Consider the following 1,071-nt stretch of genomic DNA (forward strand, 5'->3'; position numbering starts at 1 on the left):
TGTGCTGTCCCGGGACGTTGGTGACAGGCGACGCGCCTGGAGTGGTGCTTGAACGAGGTGAGGGCCTTCTGGCTCGGTGTGGATTGCGACATCTACCGCCGAGTGCAGGAGACCCTCGTGATCCACCGTAACGCTCCACTGACCCCGACCGGCAGGCTGCGGCTGGCCCGATGCGTCGTCGAGGAGGGCTGGCCGCTGCGCCGGGCCGCAGAACGGTTCCAGGTCAGCCACACCACAGCGGCCCGCTGGGCCGGCCGCTACCGGCATCAGGGGCAGGCGGGGATGGAGGACCGCCCCAGCAGGCCCCACCACCAGCCCCGTCGCACGTCGGCAGCGGTGGAGGACGAGGTCGTCCGCCTGCGGGGCGAGCACCGGATCGGCCCGCTGCGACTGGCCGCGCGTACCGGTGTGGCAGCATCCACCGCCCACCGCATCCTCAAACGCCACGGCCTTCCGCCGCTGGCCGCCACCGACCGGGCCACCGGCGAGCCGGTGCGCCGCTACGAACGAGAGCGGCCCGGCGAACTGCTCCACATCGATGTCAAGAAACTCGGCCGCATCCCCGACGGTGGCGGCCACAGAGCCCTCGGTCGGGCAGCCGGCCGCAAAAACCGCGCCGGCGCCGGGCTCGCCTACCTTCACACCGCTTTGGACGATCACACCCGACTCGCCTACACCGAAGACCTGCCCGACGAGAAGGCAGGCACCTGCGCGGACTTCCTCACCCGGGCCACGGCCTGGTTCGCCGCCCGAGGCATCACCATCGAACGCGTCCTGACCGACAACGCCTGGGCCTACTCCAAGAACACCTGGCGCCGCACCTGTCGCGACCTGGGCATCCAGCCGCGCTGGACCAAGCCCTGGCGCCCGCAGACCAACGGCAAGGTCGAACGCTTCCACCGCACCCTGCTCGACGAATGGGCCTACCACCAGCCCTACACCTCAGACACCGAACGTCAGGCCGCCTTCCCCGACTGGCTCGACTGGTACAACTACCACCGACCCCACACCGGCATCGGCGGCCACACCCCAGCCAGCCGCGTCACCAACCTCCTCAAACAACACACCTAG

The 1,071-nt window shown here is 70.0% G+C and carries 1 protein-coding gene; it reads left to right on the forward strand.

Annotated elements, in window-relative coordinates; all coding sequences use genetic code 11:
* Window positions 1-117 precede the first annotated feature (117 nt).
* The gene (locus ACH4K4_RS38710) at window positions 118-1,071 is read left to right on the forward strand and encodes an IS481 family transposase (protein ID WP_398175089.1); all 954 of its coding nucleotides are present in this window, start codon (window positions 118-120) and stop codon (window positions 1,069-1,071) included.

The organism is Streptomyces sp. NPDC017529 (assembly GCF_044329785.1).
Classification (GTDB): Bacteria; Actinomycetota; Actinomycetes; order Streptomycetales; family Streptomycetaceae; genus Streptomyces.